Here is a 3178-nt window from a genome sequence, read left to right on the forward strand (position 1 = left end):
GGTTTTGGGGCGTTGTGCTATTTCGCTCGACCCGGGGTGGAGGTTGGAGTTGGGGGAGTTTGAGGTGGGAAAAGGGAGAGGTGCCTTCTTTTTCGGTTGGGTGGTGTCTGGTGTTGTGTGCTGGGGTTAAACGCAATACCGTTCAATGAAGCACCGGGTTGTGGCGTTTTCGTTTAACCGGTAGCCGTAGGCGACGTTTGACGGAACACAACCTACCCTCCGGGCACGGGTTAAACGAAAATTGAACGGTATTGGGATTAAACGCAGAGACGCAGAGACGCAGAGGTCGCAGAGATCGCAGAGTGTTGGTGGTTGAGGTGATTCGGTGCTTTGCGGCCTTGCGTCTTTGTGTCTCTGCGTTGAAACGGTGACGATTGCGAAGAGGCTTCGAACGGCGAAAGTCTGTACTCCAACGGGCGTCGGCTGATGCGGGATTGTGCGGCGGGGACTGTTTGACAGATGCTCGGGTGGACAATGCGGGACGGTTGGTAAGAATTCGTTTGGCGGACGAATCCGCTCGCTAGGCATTTGCGTTCTGGGTTGGTTACTTACCCGTGCGATCGGGTGAGGTGATTTGCCTCAACGCTAAGACTCGGCGTTGTGACTCGACCCTGAGATATGTTTCCCACACTTTGCCCCCCGCTTCATGGAGAAGCCCAGTATGACTCGAATTCTGTTTTCCCTCGCCGCCCTATGCTTGTTCACCGCCACCACTGTGACCGCCGACGACGCGTCGAAGGGGCTTTGCGCCGGTGACAACATCAGCATGTTCTTGGTGACCAAAGTCGCTGGGGCGGAAGACGATGGCGTGGAAACCGGTGCAACGACTTGCTATCGCTGCAAGTATGGTCAGCGTCCGATGGTGATGGTCTTCACGCGTTCGACCGACGGTGAAGTCGCGAATTTCGTTAAGAAGCTCGATTCGACGGTCGCGGAACACTCCGACGATCAGCTCAAAGGTCTTGTGACTTTGATCGGTGGCGAGTCGAGTCAGTTGACCGACCAAGCCAAAGAAATCGCGGGCAAGGTCGGCGCGAAGCATGTGCCGATCGTCGTTGCCAAGGACACCGACAACGGTCCTGCGAGCTACAAGCTGGACGATAAAACTGCCGTGACGGTTGTCTTGGTGAATCACTCGCAAGTCGTCGCTCGTCACGATTTCTCGGCCGACAACATCGACGCGGCTGCCGTGATGAACCAAGTCGGCGAAATGCTGAACTAGTTTCTCGCGATCCGAAGCGTCCCCGGGGCTGGGTTCCGGGGCAGCGCCTAAGGAATCCTCGCAAAATGTGATCCCCGGATGGTAAGTCCGGGGATTTTTTTTTGATTCAAACGGAGCACCGTTGGAGTGGGGGCTTTTGTTGTGCTGGCGTCAAACGCAGAGTCGCAGAGATCGCAGAGGGTTGGTGGTTGAGAAAATTCGGTGCTTTGCGTCACTGCGTTGGGACGGCTGCGAGTGTGAAGAGGCAGCGTGGATTCATGCTGGATTTGCCCCCCTTCATACCGCTCCTCCCGAGGGAGGGTGAAGGCGTGAGGGAGTGAAGTAGGCCGTATGAAGGAGGCTTTGCGACGCGCATACGGCAGTAGTGTGGATCCCGGAACGTCGCTTCGCTTGGTCCGTCCTGCGGTGCTGGAGCCGCTAAAGCCTGTGTTCCAGCGGGAATGCGGGCGAATTTTGGGTGGTGGAAATGCCGCGTGCCGTTTCGTGACCTAGCGTTAAACAGAGTCTCCCGTTTCTGACGCTTTTGATGGTTCACTCCGATGAATTTGCAGGCCGCCCTCTCTCGCAACTTTCAGCCCTCTGCCGTGGTGGCTGGGATGATTATGGGGATGCTTCTGATCGCGTGGGCTGACTCGGGGACGATCGAGCCGCTGGGGATTCGGCCGGTGCCGGATGCTTCGCGAGGTCATGATTTACCCGAGGCTCGGCCGACGTTGGATCACGTCGAACCGGTCCGTGAGACTCAACCGGAAGTTCAGGAAATACTCGTCGGCGTGGCCGCTTCGCCGGTCTCGGCGGCGGGTGCCGCGGCGGCTCCGGTGGACCCGCACTTGGTCATCGGCAGCGAAACTTGTGTGAAGTGCCACGAAAACGAGGTGAAGGTTTGGCGATCGACCCCTCACCATCGCACGTTCGATGAATTGCACCGTCGCCCGGAAGCCAAAGAGATCGCTTCGCGGTTGGGGATCCGGTCGATCAAGCACGACGGCCGCTGCGTGAATTGTCACTACACACAACAAGTCGATGCCGACAGCGGGAACGTTCACGCGATCGAGGGCGTCTCGTGCGAGTCATGTCACGGCGCAGCAGCCCGGTACTTGGACGTGCACCACGACTATGGTGGCGAACATGTCACGCGAGCGATGGAAAGCCCTCAGCACCGCAGTGAACGGCTGCGTCGCAGCATCGCGTTGGGGATGCGGAATCCAGTGAACGTTTACTTGGTCGCGCAAAGTTGCCTGCGGTGCCACACGACGGCGGATGAAGAGTTGGTGAATGTCGGCGGTCACTCGCCAGGCAGTCTGGAGTTCGAGTTTGTCTCGTGGAGCCAGGGAACGATTCGACACAATTTCGTGCGTACCGATGGTCGCCAGAACGATCCGAGTTCGTTGGGACGATTGCGGTTGATGTTCGTCTCGGGAATGATCGCGGAGTTGGAAGCGGGGCTGCGTGCGACAGCGGTGGCGACGGAAAAAGCGAAGTACGGGATCACGGCGGCACAACGAACCGACCGAGCGGGCAAGCGTCTCAAGAGCGTTTCGCAAAAGGTGTCTTCACCGATCATTGATGAGATCCTGAATGTCTTCGGCAGCGTGAAGCTGCGTCTGAACAACAAGGCTGAGTTGACCCGAGCGGCGGAAGCCATCGCGACGTTGGGGTATCGTTTCGCTGCCGAGACGGACCCCGATTCGCTGGCAGGGCTGGACGCGTTCATTCCACCGGCCAATCGGTGGAAGTGAGCCAGCGGGTGACGTTGGGGTGTGGATTGCCGGAACGGCGCTTCGCTTGGTCCGGCCTACGGGGGGCTTCTCCGGTGAGCCGAAGTGCGTGAGCACTCGGGTTTTGGGCGTGTTGGGCTGGTTTTGTGTGCTCGCGATTCCACCCGAGGCCTTACGGCCGTTCGGCTCACCCACGTAGCTCAGGTCTTTCCAAGACCGAGAGTTCGCGTCGGTTGGC

The 3178-nt window shown here is 58.7% G+C and carries 2 protein-coding genes; both read left to right on the forward strand.

Annotated elements, in window-relative coordinates:
• The first annotated feature begins 661 nt into the window (after nucleotides 1-661).
• Complete coding sequence (locus tag RSSM_RS00760) at nucleotides 662-1222, forward strand: hypothetical protein (protein ID WP_008673368.1); 561 nt, start codon at nucleotides 662-664, stop codon at nucleotides 1220-1222.
• Between the two features lie 539 nt (nucleotides 1223-1761).
• Nucleotides 1762-2961, forward strand: coding sequence for a cytochrome c family protein (locus RSSM_RS00765; RefSeq protein ID WP_008673370.1), 1200 nt, complete (start codon nucleotides 1762-1764; stop codon nucleotides 2959-2961).
• Nucleotides 2962-3178: the final 217 nt, after the last annotated feature.

This window comes from Aporhodopirellula sallentina SM41, assembly GCF_000346505.1.
Classification (GTDB): Bacteria; Planctomycetota; Planctomycetia; order Pirellulales; family Pirellulaceae; genus Rhodopirellula; species Rhodopirellula sallentina.